The 21,117-nt window shown below is 60.1% G+C and carries 21 protein-coding genes and 1 pseudogene; 12 read left to right on the forward strand and 10 right to left on the reverse strand.

Annotated features, from left to right (window positions below; genetic code table 11):
- Position 1 precedes the first annotated feature (1 nt).
- The 3 genes from KQ933_RS00220 to sppA form a co-directional block, all read right to left on the reverse strand.
- Complete coding sequence (locus tag KQ933_RS00220; RefSeq protein ID WP_216756842.1) at positions 2 to 334, reverse strand: LapA family protein; 333 nt, start codon at positions 332 to 334, stop codon at positions 2 to 4.
- A 100-nt stretch (positions 335 to 434) separates the two neighbouring features.
- Positions 435 to 734, reverse strand: coding sequence for an integration host factor subunit beta (locus tag KQ933_RS00225; protein WP_003544934.1), 300 nt, complete (start codon positions 732 to 734; stop codon positions 435 to 437).
- 30 nt (positions 735 to 764) lie between these two features.
- Entirely contained in the window at positions 765 to 1,715 is a 951-nt protein-coding gene (gene sppA, locus KQ933_RS00230; RefSeq protein WP_216756843.1) for a signal peptide peptidase SppA, read from the reverse strand.
- A gap of 222 nt (positions 1,716 to 1,937) precedes the next feature.
- Between sppA and lptC the strand changes: the two genes are divergently transcribed.
- The 6 genes from lptC (at position 1,938) to ptsN (ending at position 7,233) form a co-directional block, all read left to right on the forward strand.
- Positions 1,938 to 2,603, forward strand: coding sequence for an LPS export ABC transporter periplasmic protein LptC (lptC, locus tag KQ933_RS00235; protein WP_216756844.1), 666 nt, complete (start codon positions 1,938 to 1,940; stop codon positions 2,601 to 2,603).
- A 13-nt stretch (positions 2,604 to 2,616) separates the two neighbouring features.
- Positions 2,617 to 3,267: an LptA/OstA family protein gene (locus tag KQ933_RS00240; protein WP_216756845.1), complete on the forward strand. Its 651-nt coding sequence runs from the start codon at positions 2,617 to 2,619 to the stop codon at positions 3,265 to 3,267.
- Positions 3,268 to 3,283: 16 nt separating this feature from the next.
- Complete coding sequence (lptB, locus tag KQ933_RS00245) at positions 3,284 to 4,087, forward strand: LPS export ABC transporter ATP-binding protein (RefSeq protein ID WP_183801544.1); 804 nt, start codon at positions 3,284 to 3,286, stop codon at positions 4,085 to 4,087.
- Between the two features lie 156 nt (positions 4,088 to 4,243).
- Positions 4,244 to 5,791 carry an RNA polymerase factor sigma-54 gene (gene rpoN / locus KQ933_RS00250; RefSeq protein WP_216756846.1) on the forward strand — a complete coding sequence of 516 codons (1,548 nt, stop codon included), beginning with the start codon at positions 4,244 to 4,246 and terminating at the stop codon, positions 5,789 to 5,791.
- Between the two features lie 323 nt (positions 5,792 to 6,114).
- The gene (raiA, locus tag KQ933_RS00255) at positions 6,115 to 6,696 is read left to right on the forward strand and encodes a ribosome-associated translation inhibitor RaiA (protein WP_183729185.1); all 582 of its coding nucleotides are present in this window, start codon (positions 6,115 to 6,117) and stop codon (positions 6,694 to 6,696) included.
- Positions 6,697 to 6,768: 72 nt separating this feature from the next.
- Positions 6,769 to 7,233, forward strand: coding sequence for a PTS IIA-like nitrogen regulatory protein PtsN (ptsN, locus tag KQ933_RS00260; RefSeq protein ID WP_216756847.1), 465 nt, complete (start codon positions 6,769 to 6,771; stop codon positions 7,231 to 7,233).
- A 73-nt stretch (positions 7,234 to 7,306) separates the two neighbouring features.
- Here ptsN and KQ933_RS00265 read toward each other — a convergent pair whose 3' ends face one another.
- The 3 genes from KQ933_RS00265 to KQ933_RS00275 form a co-directional block, all read right to left on the reverse strand.
- Positions 7,307 to 9,646, reverse strand: coding sequence for a methyl-accepting chemotaxis protein (locus KQ933_RS00265; RefSeq protein ID WP_216756848.1), 2,340 nt, complete (start codon positions 9,644 to 9,646; stop codon positions 7,307 to 7,309).
- 241 nt (positions 9,647 to 9,887) lie between these two features.
- Positions 9,888 to 10,787, reverse strand: a complete 900-nt coding sequence (locus KQ933_RS00270; protein WP_216756849.1) for a ribokinase — start codon at positions 10,785 to 10,787, stop codon at positions 9,888 to 9,890.
- 43 nt (positions 10,788 to 10,830) lie between these two features.
- Positions 10,831 to 12,054, reverse strand: a complete 1,224-nt coding sequence (locus KQ933_RS00275; RefSeq protein ID WP_216756850.1) for a DNA recombination protein RmuC — start codon at positions 12,052 to 12,054, stop codon at positions 10,831 to 10,833.
- Positions 12,055 to 12,246: 192 nt separating this feature from the next.
- Here KQ933_RS00275 and KQ933_RS00280 point away from each other — a divergent pair, with 192 nt between their 5' ends.
- The 5 genes and pseudogenes from KQ933_RS00280 to arsC all read left to right on the forward strand — a co-directional run bounded on the left by KQ933_RS00280 (position 12,247) and on the right by arsC (position 16,575).
- Entirely contained in the window at positions 12,247 to 13,746 is a 1,500-nt protein-coding gene (locus KQ933_RS00280) for a globin-coupled sensor protein (protein ID WP_216756851.1), read from the forward strand.
- Between the two features lie 94 nt (positions 13,747 to 13,840).
- Positions 13,841 to 14,356, forward strand: coding sequence for a peptide deformylase (gene def, locus KQ933_RS00285; protein WP_183727998.1), 516 nt, complete (start codon positions 13,841 to 13,843; stop codon positions 14,354 to 14,356).
- 97 nt (positions 14,357 to 14,453) lie between these two features.
- Positions 14,454 to 15,389, forward strand: a complete 936-nt coding sequence (gene fmt / locus KQ933_RS00290) for a methionyl-tRNA formyltransferase (protein ID WP_216756852.1) — start codon at positions 14,454 to 14,456, stop codon at positions 15,387 to 15,389.
- Complete coding sequence (gene truA, locus KQ933_RS00295) at positions 15,389 to 16,195, forward strand: tRNA pseudouridine(38-40) synthase TruA (RefSeq protein ID WP_216756853.1); 807 nt, start codon at positions 15,389 to 15,391, stop codon at positions 16,193 to 16,195. The genes fmt and truA overlap by 1 nt, the downstream gene beginning before the upstream one ends.
- Positions 16,173 to 16,575: pseudogene (gene arsC / locus KQ933_RS00300) on the forward strand (arsenate reductase (glutaredoxin)). Before truA ends, arsC begins: the two are co-directional and overlap by 23 nt.
- Here the strand turns inward: arsC and KQ933_RS00305 are convergent.
- The 3 genes from KQ933_RS00305 to dapD form a co-directional block, all read right to left on the reverse strand.
- The gene (locus tag KQ933_RS00305; RefSeq protein ID WP_216756854.1) at positions 16,576 to 17,172 is read right to left on the reverse strand and encodes a hypothetical protein; all 597 of its coding nucleotides are present in this window, start codon (positions 17,170 to 17,172) and stop codon (positions 16,576 to 16,578) included.
- A gap of 2 nt (positions 17,173 to 17,174) precedes the next feature.
- Entirely contained in the window at positions 17,175 to 18,368 is a 1,194-nt protein-coding gene (gene dapE / locus KQ933_RS00310; RefSeq protein ID WP_216756855.1) for a succinyl-diaminopimelate desuccinylase, read from the reverse strand.
- A 102-nt stretch (positions 18,369 to 18,470) separates the two neighbouring features.
- Positions 18,471 to 19,328 carry a 2,3,4,5-tetrahydropyridine-2,6-dicarboxylate N-succinyltransferase gene (gene dapD / locus KQ933_RS00315; protein ID WP_216756856.1) on the reverse strand — a complete coding sequence of 286 codons (858 nt, stop codon included), beginning with the start codon at positions 19,326 to 19,328 and terminating at the stop codon, positions 18,471 to 18,473.
- A gap of 195 nt (positions 19,329 to 19,523) precedes the next feature.
- Here dapD and KQ933_RS00320 point away from each other — a divergent pair, with 195 nt between their 5' ends.
- Positions 19,524 to 20,390 (forward strand): LOG family protein, encoded by an 867-nt coding sequence (locus KQ933_RS00320; protein ID WP_216756857.1) that lies wholly within the window; start codon positions 19,524 to 19,526, stop codon positions 20,388 to 20,390.
- A gap of 99 nt (positions 20,391 to 20,489) precedes the next feature.
- Here the strand turns inward: KQ933_RS00320 and KQ933_RS00325 are convergent, their stop codons facing one another.
- Positions 20,490 to 21,113 (reverse strand): EF-hand domain-containing protein, encoded by a 624-nt coding sequence (locus KQ933_RS00325; RefSeq protein ID WP_216756858.1) that lies wholly within the window; start codon positions 21,111 to 21,113, stop codon positions 20,490 to 20,492.
- Between the last annotated feature and the right edge of the window lie 4 nt (positions 21,114 to 21,117).

Here is a 21,117-nt window from a genome sequence, read left to right on the forward strand (position 1 = left end):
ATCACCGCGAGGGCAACTGCCCGGCGATCTGTTCCGCACGCGTCTTGTGGCGGTCTGCTTCGCCTTGCCAGCGGATTGCTTCCCTGGCCTCGAGGCGGGCGCGCTTGCGGTGTTTGCTCTGGTTGAACCACGTTGCGGCCGAGCCCACCAGCATGCCGAGGATGAAGGCAATCAGCAGGAAAACGAAGAAGGGCGCGGCGAGGGAAAGAACCTGATCTTCCGGCCGGAACGGGTTGAAGGCGAGCGTCACACTCTGCCGGTTGGCAACGCAGAAGACGATCAGAATGACGCCAAGTGGCAGTAAAATCAAAAGGTTGACGATCTTCTTGGTCATGTCGTTCTCCGCGCCGATTCGGCGAAGGCAAGCTTCATGGACGCCAGAATAGACGCGCGGCGACGAAGTTCAAGTGCGGCTTGATGCCCGTTTCAGGGGATCAATCCTCTTCGTCGGCTTGTCCGGGATTCAGGCGCTCGCGCAGTTCCTTGCCGGTCTTGAAGAAAGGAACCCACTTCTCCTCGACGAAGACAGTATCACCGGTGCGCGGGTTACGGCCGGAGCGGGAAGGGCGGTTTTTGACCGAGAACGCGCCGAAGCCGCGCAGTTCGACACGGTTGCCGGCAGCAAGCGCATCAGTGATCTCGTCGAGGACCGCATTGACGATATTTTCCACATCGCGATGGTAGAGGTGCGGATTGCGTGCCGCAACAATCTGCACCAATTCGGACTTGATCACGGTCGCCCCCTTAAATTATTGATTTCTTATTCAATCCTGGTCAACCTGCCAAACTGAAAGCAGCCCGTCAAGGAGCAACTTTGGGGGCAGGATGCCGTTGAGATCCTGGCCTTTGACAAGATCACCATAACCAAGGATCGTAATCAGCCGCGAAACAGCCCCTGCGAGCAGGAAGGGCGTGCTGCTCTTCTTGTCCCAGTCGACGACCGGTAGTTTGTCGCTGACGTTCCGGGAGGTCAGATAGGCGCGGATTTCAGGCTCCCCACCAACCGCATCGATGAGTTTCACCTTCAGCGCCTGCCTGCCCGTATAGATCGTGCCGTCTGCAAGCTTCAGCACTTCGTCGTGCGGCAATTTGCGCCTGTCGGCAACGAGATTGACGAACCAGTCGTAGCTGTCGAGAACCATGTTGCGGATCATGGTCTTTGCTTCCTCGCTGGTGTCGTGGAACGGCGAGGGCTCGGCCTTGAGCGGGGAGGATTTGATCTCCTGCAGCGAGACGCCGAGCTTGTCGAGCAGCGGTCGCACCTGAGGATACTGGAAAATGACGCCGATCGAGCCGGTGATCGAGCTTTCGCCGGCAATGATCGTATCGCCGGCCGTTGCGATCATGTACCCCGCAGAGGCTGCAAGCGTTCTGACGTCGGAGACGACGGGCTTTTTCTCCGCAATCGCCCGGATCGCCTTGAATATCTTCTCACCGCCATAGGTCGTTCCGCCGGGCGAAGAGATCGAGATCACGACTGCTTTGGCCTGGTCGTTGTCCTTGATCTTTTCTAGCCGCTCGAGCAGCTCGTCGTCATCGGTGATCAGGCCGGAGATCGTCACATGGGCGATATGAGGTCGCGCGGTGCTGCTTTCGCCGAAGGCAAAACTGTAAAGCGCAAAACCGAGCGCAACGAGCAGCACGACCGCGACAAGGCGCCAGAAGCCAAGCCTGCGGCGCAGCAGCCGGCGGTCTGCGATGATCGAGCTGTCCATTCCAACCTCCAGAGACGAAACCCAACGGCGGTATTCCGCCGCTGGGGAGATAAGGCGCAAGCTTCCCCGGGAAAATGCCCGGAAACCTGCTATTTTCGGTTTAGTTGCTTGTTGCAGAAAAAAATCCATATTGGCAAGCCAATGTAATAATGCGAAACGAACTGTGATTGGCGCCCGGCATTGCTATATAAGCGGCACGATCATCACAAACGGACCAGGCATATGCTCGATACCCTCAGGAACAACGGGAAGCCCGCATATGCAGGGCCAAAGGACAGCCCCTATGGCCTTGCCCGGTTCCATTCCGTGCGTGTCCGCCGCCTCAAGTTTTTGCTGCCCGTCGCAGCCCTCATCATTTCCCTCATCTTCGTCGCCGTCTCGGTGATCCGCACTTACCTGCCGGAAACCATCAAGATCGAGGGTGCCAAGATCGAGAACGGCAAGGTCGTGATGGAAAAGCCGGCCATTGCCGGCCGCAACTCCGACGGTATCAACTATTCGATGCTCGCTGAGCGCGCACTGCAGGACATCCGCAATCCAGACCTCATTACGCTGGAGACGATCAAAGCTGCGGTGCCGATGAATGACGGCCTGATGGCCCGTGTCACGGCGACGACTGCGGATTTCAACCGCGCCACCGACAACCTGCACATGACGGCGCCGTTCACGCTCGTTTTGAGCAGCGGTCTCGTAGCGAATTTCCAATCCGCACACCTTGATATCAAGGGCGGAAACATGTCGACGGACGATCCCGTCAGAATTACCAAGGACAATGCTTCGATTGTTGCGCGGTCGATGAATATAACCGATAAGGGGCGCGTGATCACATTCGAGGGGAATGTTCGCATGAATGTTGAATCATCCACCATCCACAAACAGGGCACCTAAAGAGCCGGGTCAAATGACAAAAGATTGTCGCATTTCAACTCGTAAGACTGGCGTAGCTTTCATCACCGGCGCACTTGCCTTCGTCCTTTCGGTCGCGGGGGCGGCCGCTCAGTCGACGACGATGCCTGGGATGAAACTTTCCAGCGACCAGCCGATCCAGATTGAAAGCAACAAGCTGGAAATCCATGATCAGGAACACACGGCGCTCTTCACCGGCGACGTCAAGGTCGTTCAGGGGACGACGACCCTGCAGGCCGGCAAGATGACGGTCTACTACAAGGACAAGTCGAAGCAGCCGGCAGCGGGTGATGCTGCCACCAAGCCGGCACCAGCTGCCGAGACGGCTCCGGCCGCGGCGGGACAATCGGACTCGCTTGCCTCAGGTAGTGCCGATATCGACAAGATCCTGGTGACCGATAAGGTTTACCTGACCTCGGGCACGCAGACGGCAACCGCCGATGACGGCAATTTCGATATGACCTCGCAGGTCTTCATCCTTACGGGTAAGAAAGTCGTTCTGACCGATGGCCCGAACGTCTTTACCGGTTGCCAGCTCACCGTTCACATGGCGACCGGTCAGGCAGAGCTTGAAAGCTGCGGTGGTCGCGTTCAGATTCAGCTCGATCCAAAATCGCAGCCGAGTCAGCAGCCAAAGCAGAATTGAGAAGTCGGCCTTTCACGTGAAGTTATTCTCGTTATCCACCAAGTCCGGTAGCGCCGCGTCGGAAGCCGCGGCCGCTCCTGTCGATAAGGCCCGTTATCAGGGCACGCTGATCGCGCGCGGTCTGACCAAGACCTACGCGACGAGGCGCGTCGTCAATGGCGTTTCACTCGTGGTGCGGCGTGGTGAGGCGGTCGGTCTCTTGGGGCCGAACGGCGCCGGCAAGACGACCTGTTTCTACATGATCACCGGCCTCGTGCCGGTCGATGAGGGGACGATCGAAATCGACGGTAACGATGTGACGACGATGCCGATGTATCGCCGCTCACGCCTCGGCGTCGGCTACCTGCCTCAGGAAGCCTCGATCTTTCGTGGACTCACGGTGGAGGAGAATATCCGCGCCGTCCTCGAGGTCCATGAAAAGGACAAGGCGGCGCGCGAGCGTAAGCTCGACGAACTGCTTGAGGAGTTTCACATCGCAAAGCTCCGCAAGAGTGCGGCCGTGGCTCTCTCGGGCGGTGAGCGCCGACGCCTGGAAATTGCTCGTGCGCTTGCGACCGACCCGACTTTCATGCTGCTCGACGAGCCCTTTGCCGGTGTCGACCCGATCTCGGTTGCCGATATTCAGAACCTCGTGCACCATTTGACGGCACGCGGTATCGGTGTTTTGATCACCGACCACAATGTGCGTGAGACGCTGGGGCTGATCGACCGGGCCTATATCATTCATGCCGGCGAAGTGCTGACGCATGGACGTGCGAACGACATCGTCAACAATCCGGAAGTGCGCCGGCTTTACCTCGGCGACAATTTCAGTCTCTGAACCAGCCCTCGGCGACAGAAAATTACGGCCGCGGTATAGGTTCCGCTTGACCAAATAGGATAAAAAAGCAATTTTTGGGCCAACTTGGATTTCCGTGGCCTGAAGACTTGATCGGACGCGGTTTCCTGGAGGAGTCGAGGGAGTTTCGCGTCCGCCATGGCCCTGTCTGCCAATCTTTTCCTGCGACAGAACCAGTCCCTGGTGATGACACCGCAACTGATGCAGTCCATCCAGTTGCTGCAGATGACGCATGTCGAACTCACGCAATTTATCGCCCAGGAAGTGGAGAAGAATCCGCTCCTTGAATTCCCGTCGGGCGAAGGTGAGCCCGGCGAACGTGGCGAAGCTGCCGACGAACCCCACCCCCCGCAATCGGAGGATGCGGGCGACGGCGATTATGAAGGCCGCGACGAAACGCTTTCCGCTGACTGGTACGACAATGGCAGCCCGAGCCGGCTGAGCGATGAGCTGGACGCCAATTACACCAATGTCTTCCCGGATGACGGGGCGCCGCAGCGGCTTGATGCCCCGGAACTCGTCAGCCAGTGGAAGTCGATGCCAGGCAGCGCCGAAGCTGCTGACAATTACGATCTTGATGATTTTGTCGCCGGCCAAGTATCCCTGCGCGATCATCTTGCCCAGCAGATACCCTTTGTGTTGCCCGATATGGCTGATCGCCTCGTCGCCCAGAATTTGGTCGATCGGCTTGATGATGCGGGCTATCTGCAGGCCGATGTCGCCGAAGCCGGCGAGCGTCTCGGCGCTGGTGCAGAAGATATCGAACGTGTGCTCTTGGCACTGCAGACGCTCGATCCTCCCGGCGTCTTCGCCCGCAATCTTGCCGAATGCCTAGCGATTCAGCTCCGCCAGAAGGATCGCTACGATCCCGCCATGCAGGCGCTTGTCGAAAATCTCGAACTGCTGGCACGGCGTGACTTCGCCACCCTGAAACGCCTCTGCGGTGTCGATGAGGAAGACCTGCTCGACATGCTCGCAGAAATCCGCCAGCTCAATCCGAAGCCCGGCAGCAGTTTCGAGGCCGGCGTTTCGGAGGCGATCGTGCCCGATGTTGTGGTCCGTCCCTCCTCAGATGGTGGCTGGCTGGTCGAGCTCAATCCGGATACGCTACCACGGGTCCTCGTCAATCAGTCCTATTTTTCGCACGTAGCGAAGAACGGCGAGGATCACGCCTTCCTCTCCGAATGCCTGCAGAGCGCCAACTGGCTGACGCGCAGCCTCGACCAGCGCGCCAAGACCATCATGAAGGTGGCGAGCGAGATCGTGCGCCAGCAGGATGCCTTCCTGTTGCACGGCGTCGATCATCTGCGGCCGCTGAACCTGAAGACAGTGGCCGAGGCGATCAAGATGCATGAATCGACGGTCAGCCGCGTCACCTCGAATAAGTACATGCTGACGCCGCGCGGGCTCTTCGAGCTCAAATATTTCTTCACGGTTTCGATCAGCGCCGTCGAGGGCGGTGACAGCCATTCGGCTGAAGCAGTCCGCCACAAGATTCGCACGCTGATCCTGCAGGAAAACCCCGATGCGGTGCTTTCCGACGACGACATCGTCGATATGCTCAAGAAGGGTGGGATCGATCTCGCCCGCCGTACGGTCGCCAAATACCGCGAGGCGATGAACATCGCCTCTTCTGTCCAACGCCGCAGGGAAAAGCGAGCGCTGGCCAAGGTCGCCGGTTTCTGATTTGCAATGCTTGGGCGAGTCATTGATCGCCGCCTGGAGCGGCTGATGGCGGAGGCATCCCCATTTTATGGGATTTTCACTGCACGTTTTCCGCGTATACTAGACATCGCTTTGGCGGGCTATTGACTTTCCGGGAGGCCGTCGATAGAAGCCCGCCGCAATCGGAGCAGCAAAGGGCATCCGGGCATTATCCCCATCATCCTCAAGGCACCAGGGACACGCAGACTTGAGCTCATCTTGCTTGAGATTGCGCGAAGTGCTTGGATGAGGTTGAGGCTTGGCGTAAACTGATACTCGCAAACGACCATAAGAAGGGAAACTCCATGAGTGTGCGTGTATCCGGTAAACATATGGAAATTGGTGACTCCTTCCGTCAAAAGATCGAGGACCAAATTGGTTTGGCCGTCACGAAATACTTCGACGGGGGATATTCCGGTCAGGTGATCGTGGAAAAGTCGAACTCTCGTTTTTCCGCCGATTGCAAGCTTCATCTCGATAGCGGCGTCGTGCTGCATGCAGCAGGCGAGGCCATGGATCCGCAGATTGCCTTTGATGCGGCATCCGAGCGTATCGAGAAGCGCTTGCGCCGCTACAAGCGGAAGCTCAAGGATCACCACTCCGGAAATCATCTGAACGGCAGCGGCTTTGCAGAAGTCGCCTACACGGTCATGGACGCGGTTCCCGATCATGAAGACGAGGTCCCGGACGATTTCGCTCCGGCTATCGTCGCCGAAAGTACGAAGCAGCTGAAGACGATGTCCGTCGCAACCGCCGTCATGGCGCTCGACATGACTGACGAGCCGCTTCTCCTGTTCCGCAGCCCCGGCAAAGAACAGCTCAACATCGTTTACCGTCGTCACGACGGAAATATTGGCTGGATCGATTCGGCCAATATCAAAGGCTGAGATCAGGGCGAGGGAGTGGCGCAGGGCGCCGCTCCCTCGGAAGCTTGATCTTGGCGACAGAAGGAAAAAGAAATGGCATTGGCAGATTTGCTGCACCAGGATGCGATCATTCCCGCCCTCAGGGTAAATTCCAAGAAACAGTTGCTTCAGGAATTGGCAGCAAAAGCCTCCAGGACTACGGGGCTTTCCGAACGGGAAATCTTCGATGTGATCCTGCAACGCGAACGCCTGGGCTCGACCGGCGTCGGCAACGGCATCGCCATTCCCCACGGCAAGCTTGTCAATATCCACGCCATCGTCGGTATTTTCGCCCGGCTGGAACAGCCGGTCGATTTCGAAGCGCTGGACGACCAGCCGGTCGATCTGGTGTTCCTGCTGCTGGCGCCGGAAGGCGCCGGCGCCGATCATCTGAAGGCGCTTTCCCGCATCGCCCGCGTGCTGCGCGACCATGATCTGGTCGCCAAGCTGCGCGCGACCGACTCCGCCTCGGCGATTTATGCCTTCCTCAACGAAGAGCAGACGTCGAACGCTGCCTGAAGGCTGGCGATCTATCCGGAATGCAAAAAGGCGCCCGACCGATCAGGCGCCTGTTCTTGTCACGCGATCAGCATCAGAACTCTTCCCAATTGTCCTGGGCCACAGCGGCCGAGCCGCGGGACTGGGCAACGGCCCGGCGCGGTGCCGGAGCAGCGGCGCGTGGTGTCGGCGCAGCCGGTGCGCGCATCTGCTGTGCGGTGGAGCGCAGTGCTGCCGCGGCATTGCCCTGGCTGGAGACACGGAAGCGGGTGACCAGTGTTTTCAGCGTCTGAGCCTCGTCGTTCAGTGTCACGCTGGCTGCGGTCGTTTCTTCCACCATCGCGGCGTTCTGTTGCGTGACCTGGTCCATCTGGTTCACGGCTTGGTTGATCTCCTTCAGGCCGACGGCCTGTTCGCTGGCCGAAGCCGAGATCTGGCGGATGAGGCCATTGATGCCCATCACCTGCTCGGCAATCTTGTGCAGCGTCTCGCCGGCGCGCCCGACGAGGTCGACGCCTTCCTTGACCTGGACGGCTGAGGTGTTGATCAGCGTCTTGATCTCCTTGGCGGCATTCGCTGAACGCTGAGCGAGTTCCCGGACTTCCTGTGCGACGACTGCAAAGCCTTTGCCGGCTTCACCGGCGCGCGCAGCCTCGACACCAGCGTTCAGAGCCAAGAGGTTCGTCTGGAAGGCGATTTCGTCGATGACGCCGATGATGCGCGAAACTTCCGTCGACGACTGTTCGATACCGTGCATGGAGGCAATCGCCTTCTGCACCACTTCACCTGATTTCTCGGCGTCTTCACAGGCGAGATTGACGTTGTCAGCGGCCGTACGAGCGTTCTCGGCGCTGGAATTGACCTGGGCGGTCAGCTCGTTGAGCGCTGCTGCCGTCTCTTCCAGGCTTGCGGCCTGCTGTTCGGTACGCTTGGCAAGGTCGGAGGCGCTGTTGCTGATTTCACCCGTGCCGGAGCCGATATTGACGACGCTGAGGCTCATCGTGTTGATGGTTTCCTCAAGGCTAGCGAGCGCAGCGTTGAAGTCCTGCTTCAGCTTGCCGTATTCGCCGGGGAATTCCTCGGTGATGCGGTGGCCGAGATTGCCCTGCGAGAGTTCGGAAAGGCCTGCACCAACGATCGAGACGATGTGACGCTGCAGGCTGACTGATTGCTGGCGCTCCGATTCCGAGCGACCGCGTTCGGTTTCGGCGGCGAGGCGCTGGTTGTCGGCCTCGGCTTCGAGACGCCGCGTATCGGCAAGCGCGAAGCGGAAGCCTTCGAGAGCCTTGGCGACCGATCCGATTTCATCGGCGCGGGTCTGGCCGGCGACCGTTTCGTCGTATTTTCCGTCGCTCAGCGCCTTGACGCTGGAAACCAGGCCAGCGAGCGGACGCTGCACCAGCGACCGGACAGCGAAGTAGAGGGCGACTAGGACGGCGCCCAGCACAATGATGCCGTTGACAATCATCATGAAGGTCTGGTCCTGAACCGGCGCATTCATCGCCGTGTGCGGAACGTCGACCAGCACGACCCAGTTGGCGTTCAGGCCGGGGACGGCGAAGGGATAGACGACGCGGTCGAAGGGATCGAGGCCATCGAAGCTGAGGTTCTTGACGAGGCCGACCTTCATGGACGAAAGCGCAGCCGTCACGTCGGCAGAGCCAGGATTGTCGCCATAGGGCTTGGACATCAGATCGGGGAGTGGAGCAACGATCCAGTTGCCGTTCTGGGCGATCAGCGTCACACGGCCGGAGCCGAAGGGGCGCAGCGCCTGCACCTTGTCGGTGAGCGACTTCAGTGAAATATCGACGCCTTCCACGCCGATCATCTTGCCGCCGGACATGACCGGATAGGCAATCGAGGTCAGCAGCGTGGGAACGTCGGTGCCTTCGGCGAGGTAGGGCACGGTGATCGCGCCCTTGCCGCTATTGGCAGCAAGCTTCCACCATTCGGCGGCGTAATCGTTGTCGAAGGTCGAGAACTGGATGTCGCCGGTCCTGGTCTTCGACCAGTAGGGCGTGAAGGCCCCGACTTTGTTGGTGCCTTCATCGGTGTTGTTGGCGATCTCAGTGGTCTTGCCGTCGAAGGCGCCAAGCTGCTCGCAGAACCAGCTGCCGAAGGCGAAAGCGTTCTGTTCGAGATTGGCCTTCAGAATGCTGATGATGCCCTTGCGATCGAGGATCTTGCCTTCATGCCCGCGTCCGACGACGCCCGACATGGTGCGGGCAGCGCTCGCAAGCTCGCCGACATTGGCTGCAATCTCGTTGGCGATCGATTTGGCTTCGGAGTTGGCCTGATCCAGTGTCAGGGTCTGGACGCGGTTACGGGTCTGGTCGATGAGAAAGAGGTTCGAAACGACAAGCACCAGTGCAATGGCGGCACCGGTAATGACAATGAGCTTCGCCGCAAGCGATTTCATTCTGAAAATGAACATAGGTTCCTCGGGGCAAGGACGCACCGAAGGGCCATTCTCCGGCGCAGCGGGTAAGGCACGCTCTATCATGGAGCTGCCATGGGGAGTGACTGCCTCGAAGATGAACGAGGCGGCGATTACCCGAAGGATCGCCAGAAACCTCTTAAATTTGAATGAAATTCTATATGTCTCGGCGGCAAATCCTGCATGCTACACCAAAACTAGGGGTCGTGTTTGATGGCCAGTTCGCGGCTGGACTGGACTATATTCTGTCTGCGACTTCGGCTGCGAGCGGAATGGAGGGCTGAGCCCCCGGCTTCAGGCAGGCGAGCGAGCCGGCAACCGCTGCACGCCGCAGCGCCGAGTTGAAATCCAGTCCCTCATCGAGGCTTGCGGCGAAGTAGCCGCAGAACGTATCGCCTGCTCCGACCGTGTCGACAGGTTCGATGATCAGGCCTTGCGCGCGAGAAATCTCGCCACCCCGGATCGCGATGACCCCATCGCCGCCGAGCGTGACGATCAAGGTCTGGCCGGTTTCTGCATGCAGGCGCTCCAATGCCGCCTCGCGATCGTCGGCGCTCATGTTTTCCTGTCCCGCCAGCCGCTCGAACTCGGTCTCATTGGCAATGACGATATCGGCAAGCCGACCGAGGCGCGGGGCATCCGGAATGAGCGGCGCAAGATTGAGAATGCTGGTGACGCCCTTTGCGCGAGAGGCGGCAAGCGCACGCTCGACCGCCTCGACCGGGATTTCGAGCTGCAGCATCAGTATGTCGCCCTCATTCATGGCGCTGACGGCGGCCTCGGCGCTGTCGCCGTTGACCTTGCCGTTCGCACCGGGAATGACGGCGATCATGTTCTCGCCGTCGCCGCCGACGAGAATGAGGGCTGTGCCCGTCGGCCCCTCGACATGGCTGACGAGGGAAAGATCGGTGCCGGCGCCATCGAGCAGTTCGAGGGCGGCGTCGGCAAAGGCATCCTTGCCGACAGCGCCCGCCATATGGACATAGCGGCCTGCGCGTCGGGCAGCGAGCGCCTGATTGGCGCCCTTGCCGCCGGCTGCCGTCGCAAAGCTGTTGCCGGCAACGGTTTCGCCGGGCTTCGGCAGGCGCTCGGTGGTGGCGATGAGGTCCATATTGATGGAGCCGAATACTGTGATCATGGAATGTCCGTCCCTTGCTTCGGGCGCGACACTGCCGAAGTGATTACTCCTCGTCAACCACCCTGAGCTTGAGCAGTCCGGTCCTGCTTTCGACAGATTTCGCCGGCGGCTCACTCACCTGCGGCTGCTTGCCGTCACCACTCGCTTCAAATTCCAGCGCCTCGATCTTCGCGCCGCGCTTGGTGAGCTTGTCCGCCGAGGTAATGATCTGGTCCACGTCGCGCTGCGTCTGGGAAAAATGTCCCTGCAGCTTGCGTACGCGTTCGTCGAGCCGGCCGAGATCGTCCATGAGGAGGGCGACTTCGCCCTGGATGACGTGCGCCTGTGCCCGCATGCGCTGGTCTTTCAGAACGGCCTGGATGACCTGGATCGACAGCATCAAGAGCGAAGGCGAGACGATGACGACGCGTGCGCGGTGAGCCTTCTGCACGATCGCCTCGAAATTCTCGTGAATTTCAGCGAAGATCGATTCCGAGGGAACGAAGAGGAAAGCCGTGTCCTGCGTCTCGCCCTGGATCAGATATTTCTCGGAAATATCCTTGATGTGGACTTCCATGTCTCGGCGAAACTGCTGGCCGGCAAGCTTGCCGTCGTCTGCGCCGCCTGCATCGCGGATCGCGTTCCACGCTTCGAGCGGAAATTTGGCATCGATGACCAGCGGCGGTGCCCCGTTCGGCATCCGGATCGTACAGTCCGGCCGCGAGCCGTTGGAAAGCGTCTGCTGGAAGGCATAGGCGCCCATAGGCAAGCCATCGGCGACGATCGTTTCCATGCGCGACTGGCCGAAAGCCCCGCGCGTCTGCTTGTTGGAAAGAATGGCCTGCAGCCCCACGACATCCTTGGCGAGCGTCTGGATATTGTTCTGGGCGACATCGATCACCGCGAGGCGCTCCTGCAGCTTCTGCAGGTTGTCATGCGTTGATTTTGTCTGCTCGGTCAGCGTCGAGTTCATGCGTTGCGACATGCCGTCGAGCCGCTGGTTGATCGCATGATTGAGTTCGGCCTGCCGTGCACCAAAGACTTCCGTCATGGTCGAGATGCGCCCCTGCATCTCGGCCTGGATTTTTAGAAGTTCGGCCATGCGCGCTTCGCTTTCTGCAGCGCGAAGATGGGCCTCTTCTGCCTCCTCGCGACGAATGCCGGCGCTGCGCAGCGCAAACACGATCGTCACGAGAATGATGACGGCGAGCGCACCGCCAGCGACCGCAAGCACGCCAGGGCTCAGTATGGGCAGGGAAATGGTGAGTGAGTCGGGTGTCATGGTCATACCACACCATAACAAAATGGCCGGCGATATCCAGATCAAAACGTGAACAATCCGCGTTGGCCTTTTTGGCACTATCCAGCTACTTCGCTGTAACAGAAGAAAAATCAGCGATGCGCTTAACGATTGCTCAACCATATTCGCCAAATCTGGCGCCGTTATTCCCTCCGCATCCGCGCCAGATAGAGATCGTCCATGACTCCCCAGCAGACCGACAATGCCCTCAGGCAGCGCCTTGACTTCATTGAGCTTGACGATGAGGCGCGCAAGAACCTCCGGGAGCTGCGGCCGGCGATCTCGGAGCTTCTCGGCGGCGCACTCGACAAATTTTACGGCAAGCTTGCAAAGACCCCGGCTGTCGCAGGCTTTTTCTCCGACAAGGCCCATATGGGCCACGCCAAGAAGCGTCAGCAGGAACATTGGGGCAATCTTTCGGGCGGCAATTTCGACGAGCGCTATGTGAACGGCGTTACGGCCGTCGGCCGCACCCATGCCCGTATCGGCCTGGAGCCGCGCTGGTATATCGGCGGTTATGCGCTCGTCATGTCGGAGCTCGTTCGGGGCCTGATGGAAAAGCAGTGGCCATCGTTCTTTGCCCGCCAGCAGGGAAAGGCGCTCGCCGAAAAGCTGACTGCCGTCATCAAGGCAGCGATGCTCGACATGGATTATTCCATCTCCGTCTATCTCCAGGCGCTCGAGGAAAAACGCCACGCGCTGGAAGAAGAACGCGCCCGCTCCGAAGCAGATCAGGCGCTGGCGCTGGAACATCTGCGCCGCGGCCTCGAAGCGCTGTCGCGCGGCGATCTCGAAGCGACCCTTCCTGCCCATCTGCCCGGCAATTTTCGCCAGATGGCTGAAGACTATAACAGGGCCGTCAACGCTCTTCGCGATTCTTTCACCTCCGTCCGCGCGACCTCCAGCCACATTCTCGAAGGCGCCGATGTGATGTCCAAGGCGACGGACGATCTCGCCTTGCGCACAGCGCAGCAGGCAGCCGGCGTCGAAGAAAGCTCGGCTGCTCTGCAGCAGCTTTCCGTCAGTGTCAGCCAGACTGCTGCCAATGCCGAGAAGGCATCTGGCGCCGTGCGCGAAACGCAGGAGAAAGCCAAGAATTCCGGCGAACTCGTCACCAGCGCCGTTTCGGCCATGGCCGGTATCGAGAAGTCTTCCACCGAGATCGCCAAGATCATCGGCGTCATCGATGAGATCGCTTTCCAGACCAACCTGCTGGCGCTGAACGCCGGCGTCGAAGCCGCCCGTGCCGGTGATGCCGGCAAGGGCTTCGCCGTCGTCGCACAGGAGGTTCGTCAGCTTGCCCAGCGCACGGCCGATGCCGCCAAGGAGATCAAGAACCTGATCTCCGAAAGCTCCACGCAGGTGAACGAGGGCGTCAACATCGTCAGCAGCACCGGTGAGGCGCTGAGCGACATGATCAGCCGCATCGACATCATCAACAGCTTCGTTGCCGATATCGCCGCCGCCGCGCGGGATCAGGCGACCGGCGTCAACGAGGTGAGCGTGGCGATCCGCAATATGGACACCATCACCCAGCAGAATTCCGGCATGGTCGAGCGTACGTCCGCCGAAACCCGCAGGCTGAAGGATGAAGTCGAAAACCTCATCGAACTGCTGCAGCGTTTCCGCGCACGCGCCGAAGGCGGTCAGGCCGCGGGTGTCGCTCGCCGCGCAGCCTGACAATCCGGACAAAATCGGGCAGGCGCTGCAAAAAACCGCAATCCCTGCCCGGCGGATGATTCCCTAGTGTGAAAAGATGGGTTATGGGAACGCCATGACCATCAAGCCACTCATCATTCTTCCCGATCCGGTTCTCCGTCAGGTTTCCAAGCCGATCGAGCGAGTCGATGCCGATCTCCAGCGGCTTTCCGACGACATGCTGGAAACCATGTACGACGCACCGGGCATCGGCCTTGCTGCGATCCAGATCGGCATTGCGCGCCGCATGCTCGTCATCGATCTGTCGAAGGAAGGCGAGGATAAACAGCCGCTCGTCTTCATCAATCCGGAGATCGTCAGCTCCTCGGACGACCGGTCCGTCTATGAGGAAGGCTGCCTTTCCATTCCCGACTACTACGCGGAGGTCGAACGCCCCGCGAAAGTCACGGTCAAATATCTGGATCGCGAAGGTAAGGAACAGAGTGTAGAGGCCGATGGGCTTCTGGCGACCTGCCTCCAGCACGAGATCGATCACCTGAACGGCGTGCTCTTCATCGATCATATCTCGCGGCTGAAGCGCGAAATGGTGATCAAGAAATTCACCAAGGCTTCCAAGTCCAAGGCGCTCTAGGCGGGCTGGCAGCGGCATATACGAAAGATTTCGAGCGGGCTTGATTGTGAGCCGGCAAACCCGTTTGAAGACGGTTGATCCTCAATTGTGAGATAGAATGTCTCTTCGTATCGTTTTCATGGGAACGCCCGAGTTTTCCGTCCCGACGCTGCGCCTGCTTGTGGAGGCGGGCCACCAGATCGTCGCCGTCTATACCCAGCCGCCGCGGCCCGGTGGACGGCGTGGGCTCGATCTCCAGAAATCGCCGGTACACCAGGCGGCTGAGCTGTTCGGCCTGCCGGTCTTTACGCCGGTCAATTTCAAAGACCCCGAAGAGCGTGAACGTTTCCGCGCGCTTAATGCTGATGTCGGCGTCGTCGTCGCCTATGGCCTGTTGCTGCCCGAGGCTATCCTGACCGGCACGCGTTACGGCTGCTATAACGGCCATGCCTCGCTGCTGCCGCGCTGGCGTGGCGCTGCGCCCATCCAGCGGGCGATCATGGCCGGCGATGAAAAGACCGGCATGATGGTCATGAAGATGGACAAGGGTCTCGATACCGGCGACGTCGCGCTGACCCGCGAAGTTGAGATCGGCCCGAACATGACATCGGGCGAACTGCACGATAGACTGATGCATGTTGGCGCAAAGGCGATGGCCGAAGCCATGGTCAAGCTGGAGATGGACGATCTGCCGCTCACCCCCCAGCCGGCCGAAGGCGTGCTCTACGCCGCCAAGATCGACAAGGCGGAAACACGCATCGATTTCAGCCGCGACGCCAAAGACGTTCACAACCATATCCGAGGCCTCGCACCCTTCCCGGGTGCCTGGTTCGAACTCGAGATCAACGGTAAAGCTGAGCGCGTGAAGGTGCTCGGCTCCGAACTTGCGGCGGCTGAGGGGGCGGCCGGCACACTTCTGACCGACGATTTCGTGGTTGCCTGCGGGGCGGGCGCCATCCGCCTTACAAGGCTGCAGAAGGCCGGTGGCAAACCGCTCGCCGCCGGCGACTTCCTTCACGGTACGCCGCTTGCCGCGGGCACGAGGCTCGCCTGATGCCGCGATACCGCATGATCGTCGAATATGACGGCGGCCCCTATGTCGGCTGGCAGCGGCAGGACAACGGCCCATCGGTGCAGGGTGCAATCGAAAAGGCGATCTTTTCGGCAAGTGGCGATACCGTTTCGATTCGCGGTGCGGGCCGCACCGATTCCGGCGTCCATGGCATGGGTCAAGTCATCCATGCCGATCTTTCTAAGGACTGGTCGCCTTTCAAGCTTCAGAATGCGCTGAATGCTCATCTGAAGCTTGCTCGCGAGAAGGTAGCGATCCTCAGTGTCGAGGTGACGAGCGCGTTCTTCGACGCCCGCTTTTCCGCACTCCGCCGGCACTATCTCTATCGCATCATCAGCCGTCGCGCGCCGCTGGCGCTGGAAGCGGGCAAGGCATGGTGGGTGCCGAAGCTGCTGGATCACGAGGTCATGCATGCCGCAGCCCAGAGGCTCGTCGGCAAGCACGATTTCTCGACGTTCCGTTCGGCCCACTGCCAGGCAAACAGTCCGGTGCGTACGCTCGACCGGCTGGACGTGACCCGCAATGGCGAACTGATCGAAATTCGCGCCACCGCACAGAGCTTTCTGCACAACCAGATCCGCTCCTTCGCCGGAACGCTCAAACTGGCGGGTGAGGGCAAGTGGACGTCAGATGATGTGCGGTCGGCACTCGATGCACGCGATCGCAAGGCCTGCGGTCCCGTGGCGCCGCCGGACGGGCTCTATTTCATGCAGGTTGATTATCCCGAGGTGATCACCGATCGCCGCAAGCCGATGGATGAAAACGATGACGGTGACGATCTATCATAATCCGGTCTGCGGCACTCCCGCAACACGCTGGCCACGATCCGCCAGTTCGGCGAAGAGCCTGAGATCATCGAATATCTGAAGACGCAGCCGGCGCGCGAAGAGCTTGTCGAGCTGATCGCCGCCATGGGCACGTCCGCCCGCGATCTTCTTCGCCAGAAGGGAACACCTTATGACGAACTCGGGCTCGATAATCCCGAACTGACCGACGAGCGTCTGCTCGACGTAATGATGGCGCATCCGATCCTCATCATCGGCCGATCGTCGTGACGGAAAAGGATGCGCGCCTGTGCAGGCCGTCCGAAGCGGTGCTGGAGATTCTGCCCAATCCGGATATCGGAACCTTCACCAAGGAAGAAGGCGAAATCGTCAATCCGCGCTGATCACGCCGGATAGATGCCGAGGAAGTTCTGCAGATATTCCGACAGCATCATCGATGGCACCAGCAGCACCAGCGTGAGCGCTCCGACCATCAGGGCATGGCCATGGCAGATCATCCTGAGGATCCGCGCCAGCACGAAGACCTGCGCCAGCATGAAGACGAGCAGCAGCAGCGATACGACACCAACCGAGCCCGGCAGGAAGAACACGAACGCCAGCAACAGCCCGTTGATATAGGCGAGCGGCACGTTGAGCCAGTTGACGCCGACGACGACAGGCGCGAAACGCTCGCCCATACGGACGGCAAGCAGCAGCAGACCGGCAAAGACCAGCGGCACGAACCAATTCGCAAGTTCTACAAGCCCAAGCCGGAAGTAGAAGGGAAATCCGACATCGGTTTCCGGCGGCATGGAGCGGAGATAGGCATTGCGCCACCAGAGCCACGAAATACCCATTGGTGGCAGGCACCAGATGATCGCCCAGAAGGATCGGTTGACGCCGCGATCCGATATGTCGAGGAAGCGGAAACCACGCGGATCGAGCTTGATCAGCAACCAGATGCCGGCGAGATAATATTGAACCTCTCTAAAGCCCGGCATTCTCAAACCCCGGCATTCTCAAACCAACGTTCGATGAAGGTTTCGTAGATCGCCGTCAGCGTCTCCAGATCCGCAATGGCGACGCGCTCGTCGACCATATGCATGGTCTGGCCGACGAGGCCGAATTCCACGACCGGACAATAATCCTTGATGAAGCGCGCATCAGACGTGCCGCCCGTCGTCGACAGCGCCGGCGATGCACCGGTGACGCTCTCGACAGCCGAGGACAGTGAGGCGATCAGCGCATTGTTGCGCGTCAGGAAGACGTGGCTCGGCCGGTCGGCCCAGATGATCTCATATTTCACCGGCTCGCGGCCCGGCCGCAATATACCGTCCGCAGCCGCCGCATCGAGGCGCCGGATGATCTCGGCCCGCAGCGTATCTGCCGTCCAGGTATCGTTGAAGCGGATGTTGAAGCTTGCTAGAGCCTTGGCCGGAATGACGTTCGTCGCCGGATTGCCGACATCGATAGTCGTGACTTCGAGGTTGGACGGCTGGAAATTGTCGGTGCCGGCATCGAAGGGCGGATCCATGAGCGCCTGGGTCAGCTGCAGCATGCCGCGCACCGGATTGTCGGCGAGGTGCGGATAGGCGGCATGACCCTGCACGCCATGCACGACAATCTTGCCGGAGAGCGAACCCCGACGGCCGATCTTGATCATGTCGCCGAGCTTGTTCGGATTGGTGGGCTCACCGACGACGCAGGCATCCCAAGTCTCGCCGCGTTCGGCGGCCCATTGCAGAACCTTGATCGTACCGTTGATCGACGGGCCTTCCTCGTCGCCCGTGATCAGGAAGGAAATCGAGCCCTTCGGTACGCCATGCTTCTCGACATGCCGGGCAACGGCTGCGGCAAAGCAGGCAATGCCGCCTTTCATGTCGACCGCGCCACGGCCGAAAAGCTCGCCACCGGCGATCTCGGCGGCAAAGGGCGGATGCGTCCAGGCGCCTTCGTCGCCGACAGGCACGACATCGGTATGCCCTGCAAACATCAGATGCGGTCCCTCGGTGCCGAGGCGGGCATAGAGGTTTTCGACGTCGGGCGTGCCGGCCTCTTGCGCAATCATTCGTTCGATCTTGAAACCGAGCGGCGAAAGCATCGCTTCCAGCGCCGAAAGTGCGCCACCTTCTGCCGGCGTCACGGACGGGCAGCGGATCAACTTCTGAAGATTGGCAACAGGATTCGTGGCGGTCATGGTGGTCGAATTATCCGGTGGGAATGGCAAAGACGTGGCAAGGCGCAGACCGCCTTGCCCAAAAAGACGCCGACTGTTTACCGGATCAGTTCCGGGCTGTCATCAATCCCTGAGCAGTTCGTTAATGCCCGTCTTGGAACGGGTCTGCTCGTCGACACGCTTGACGATCACAGCGCAATAGAGGTTCGGCGCCTGCTGACCGTTTGCCATCGTCTTGTCTGACGGCAGCGAGCCGGCGACGACAACGGAATAGGGCGGTACTTCGCCATAGGTGATTTCGCCGGTGGCGCGGTCGACGATCTTGGTCGACTTGCCGATGAAGACGCCCATGCCGAGCACGGAACCTTCACGCACGATGCAGCCCTCGACGACTTCCGACCGGGCGCCGATGAAGCAATTGTCCTCGATGATCGTCGGGCCGGCCTGCATCGGCTCCAGAACGCCGCCGATGCCGACGCCGCCGGAAAGATGCACATGCTTGCCGATCTGCGCGCACGAGCCGACGGTCGCCCAGGTATCGACCATCGTGCCTTCGCCGACATAGGCGCCGAGGTTGACGAAGGACGGCATCAGGATCGCATTCGGAGCGATATAGGCCGAGCGGCGAACGACCGCGTTAGGCACGGCGCGGAAGCCGGTGGCGCGGAACTGGTTTTCGCCCCAGCCTTCGAACTTCGAGGGAACCTTATCCCACCAGGTCGACTGGCCGGGACCGCCCTTGACGACTTCCATGTCGCTGAGACGGAAGGACAGGAGCACGGCCTTCTTCAGCCACTGATTGACTTTCCAGGCACCATCGGCGCCGCGTTCGGCCACGCGTGCCTTGCCTTCATCGAGCAGATTGAGAGCCGCCTCGACTGCATCGCGCACTTCACCCTTCGTCGACGTGTTCACATTGTTGCGATTGTCGAAGGCGGTTTCGATGGTCTTCTCGAGGGATGCTAGGTCGGTGACGCTCATGAGAATTCCTTAAACTTCGATCTTTATCGTGGAGACGACGGAGTCTCCGGAATTGCGGTTGGCGGGTTGTCACCCGATCTACAGCATGCGCCCGTAAAATGGAATGATTTTTCGGACAAGATCATATCTGGATTCAAGGCGTTATAGCGACATATCCGATCACTTGTGACCGGTAATACTGAAAGGCATTTCGATATGGCAAAGGCAAGAAACGGCGGCGGGCGGCGCAGGGACGGCGTCTGGGATCCGTTGAAGAGCAGTTCGAGCGACAGGCAGCGCGCGGAAGCGGTTCCGAAGACGCCGCAGACGCTCTCACCGGCTTATCGCCTTGCCTATGTGGACGAGGATTTCCTCTGCCGCGAGGAGCTGCGCCCGATCCGCCTGCAGCTCGAACTCCTGAAGGTCGAGATGATGATGGCCGAGCGCGGTATCACGTCGACCGTCGTCATGTTCGGAGGCGCCCGCATTCCGGCGCCCGGCCAGAGCGCCTGGGCTGCCCGCAACGAGACCCAGCGTGCGAACCTGGAAGCCGCGTCGGTCTATTATGACGAAGCCCGCAAATTCGCCCGTCTCTGCTCGCGTTACGCAGCCGGCTTCGACTTCCACGAATATGTCGTTGTCACCGGCGGCGGACCTGGCGTCATGGAAGCAGGGAACCGCGGCGCGGCCGATGAAGGCGCCCCCTCGATCGGCTTCAACATCGTGCTGCCGCACGAGCAGGCGCCGAATGCCTATGTGACGCCCGAGCTCAGCTTCAATTTCCACTATTTCGCGATCCGCAAGATGCACTTCATGGTGCGCGCCAAGGCCGTCGCGGTCTTCCCCGGCGGCTTCGGTACGCTCGACGAATTCTTCGAATGCCTGACGCTGATCCAGACCGGCCGCATGGAGCGCATCCCGCTGCTGCTCTTCGGCTCGAAATTCTGGCAGAGCATCATCAACTTCGAGGCGCTTGCCGAATTCGGGACGATCGCGCCTGAGGATGTGAAGTTGATCAGCTTCGTGGATACCGCCGATGAGGCCTGGAAGATCGTGCAGGACTTTTACGAGCATCCCGAATAAGGCAACTCCAGCGCGGCAACGAAAAACCCTCTCCCCGCAAGCGGGAAGAGGGTTCCAGAAGCAAACACCTCGCGATATCCAGGGAAACCGGTCAGCCCCTTATAGGAAGGGCCGGTCCGGCATGTCATCGATCGAGATCACGCCGTCCTTGTTGCGATCCATGCGATCGAAGAACTTGTTGAAGGCGGTTTCCGCCTCCTGCTTGCTGATCTGGCCGTTCTCATCGGTATCGATGCGGTGCATCATCAGCGAGGCGCCCATGATGCGCATGCGCATCCCGTGCCGACCGTCCCGGTCCGGGCGGCGATGATCCTTGTTGTCAGCCGTGTCAGGCGCGGCATTGTCATCCGCATTGTCTTGTTTGGCCGAGGCGGCTTCGCGACGTGCCTTGAATTGCGTCTGACGGTATTCTCGGATTTCGCCCGGAGTGAGAGAACCGTCATGGTTGGTGTCGATGGCAGCAAAGATCTTCTCCATGCCGTCGGTTGCCTCCTGCTTGGAAACCTGTCCATCCTTATTGGCGTCGAACTGCTTCAGCATGCGTACAAAGGCGATTTCGCGGAAGGCGGCGCCGTGCGGCCCGCCCATCATGCCATGCTCCATCTTCCCATGGTGAGGCGGACGATTAGACTGGTCGCCCGGCGCTGCCAAGCTGGCCCCGGTGGCTCCGCCGAGTAGAAGAACAGAAGAAAACGCCGTCAGGATAAGCTTGTTGCGGTACATATCA

It is taken from the genome of Rhizobium sp. WYJ-E13 (genome assembly GCF_018987265.1).
Lineage (GTDB): Bacteria > Pseudomonadota > Alphaproteobacteria > Rhizobiales > Rhizobiaceae > Rhizobium.

Bases quoted from the DNA above. Each gene is read 5' to 3' on its own strand.
- KQ933_RS00270 (WP_216756849.1), bottom strand. From the start codon at position 10,787: ATGATCACAGTATTCGGCTCCATCAATATGGACCTCATCGCCACCACC.
- KQ933_RS00320 (WP_216756857.1), top strand. From the start codon at position 19,524: ATGGCAAAGGCAAGAAACGGCGGCGGGCGGCGCAGGGACGGCGTCTGG.
- ptsN (WP_216756847.1), top strand. From the start codon at position 6,769: ATGGCATTGGCAGATTTGCTGCACCAGGATGCGATCATTCCCGCCCTC.
- dapE (WP_216756855.1), bottom strand. From the start codon at position 18,368: ATGACCGCCACGAATCCTGTTGCCAATCTTCAGAAGTTGATCCGCTGC.
- fmt (WP_216756852.1), top strand. From the start codon at position 14,454: ATGTCTCTTCGTATCGTTTTCATGGGAACGCCCGAGTTTTCCGTCCCG.
- dapD (WP_216756856.1), bottom strand. From the start codon at position 19,328: ATGAGCGTCACCGACCTAGCATCCCTCGAGAAGACCATCGAAACCGCC.
- KQ933_RS00280 (WP_216756851.1), top strand. From the start codon at position 12,247: ATGACTCCCCAGCAGACCGACAATGCCCTCAGGCAGCGCCTTGACTTC.
- KQ933_RS00265 (WP_216756848.1), bottom strand. From the start codon at position 9,646: ATGTTCATTTTCAGAATGAAATCGCTTGCGGCGAAGCTCATTGTCATT.
- def (WP_183727998.1), top strand. From the start codon at position 13,841: ATGACCATCAAGCCACTCATCATTCTTCCCGATCCGGTTCTCCGTCAG.
- KQ933_RS00275 (WP_216756850.1), bottom strand. From the start codon at position 12,054: ATGACCATGACACCCGACTCACTCACCATTTCCCTGCCCATACTGAGC.
- KQ933_RS00220 (WP_216756842.1), bottom strand. From the start codon at position 334: ATGACCAAGAAGATCGTCAACCTTTTGATTTTACTGCCACTTGGCGTC.
- KQ933_RS00305 (WP_216756854.1), bottom strand. From the start codon at position 17,172: ATGCCGGGCTTTAGAGAGGTTCAATATTATCTCGCCGGCATCTGGTTG.
- raiA (WP_183729185.1), top strand. From the start codon at position 6,115: ATGAGTGTGCGTGTATCCGGTAAACATATGGAAATTGGTGACTCCTTC.
- truA (WP_216756853.1), top strand. From the start codon at position 15,389: ATGCCGCGATACCGCATGATCGTCGAATATGACGGCGGCCCCTATGTC.
- lptC (WP_216756844.1), top strand. From the start codon at position 1,938: ATGCTCGATACCCTCAGGAACAACGGGAAGCCCGCATATGCAGGGCCA.
- KQ933_RS00240 (WP_216756845.1), top strand. From the start codon at position 2,617: ATGACAAAAGATTGTCGCATTTCAACTCGTAAGACTGGCGTAGCTTTC.
- sppA (WP_216756843.1), bottom strand. From the start codon at position 1,715: ATGGACAGCTCGATCATCGCAGACCGCCGGCTGCTGCGCCGCAGGCTT.
- KQ933_RS00325 (WP_216756858.1), bottom strand. From the start codon at position 21,113: ATGTACCGCAACAAGCTTATCCTGACGGCGTTTTCTTCTGTTCTTCTA.
- rpoN (WP_216756846.1), top strand. From the start codon at position 4,244: ATGGCCCTGTCTGCCAATCTTTTCCTGCGACAGAACCAGTCCCTGGTG.